The sequence below is a fragment of the Cellulomonas sp. P4_A2 genome (genome assembly GCF_056402515.1).
The window spans coordinates 1-389 of record NZ_JBFUHG010000177.1; the positions used below are offsets into that span (position 1 = coordinate 1).

Sequence of the window (389 nt, forward strand, 5' to 3'; positions counted from 1 at the left end):
CACCCCAGTCGCCGCCCTGCGCCACATACTTGGTGTAACCCAGGCGCTTCATCAGCTCACCCCACGCACGCGCGATGCGCTCCGGGCCCCAGCCCTTCTCCGAAGGCTTGCCGGAGAAGCCGTAACCGGGCATCGACGGAATCACCACATCAAAGGCGTCCGAGGCATCGCCACCGTGGGCCGTCGGGTTGGTGAGCGGCTCGATGATCTTCAGCTGCTCGRCGACCGAACCCGGCCAGCCGTGCGTCACGATCACCGGCATAGCGTTCTCGTGCTTCGAGCGGACGTGGATGAAGTGGATGTCCAGCCCGTCGATCTCGGTGATGAACTGCGGGTAGGAGTTCAGCTTCGCCTCGACCTTGCGCCAGTCGTACTCCCTGGCCCAGTAC

Annotated in this window: 1 protein-coding gene; it reads right to left on the reverse strand. The window is 64.7% G+C overall.

All coding sequences use genetic code 11. The annotated features are described in order from the left end of the window. Positions 1–389: epoxide hydrolase family protein (locus AC1DUE_RS20610; RefSeq protein ID WP_477041261.1), on the reverse strand; the 389-nt coding region annotated here is incomplete at both ends.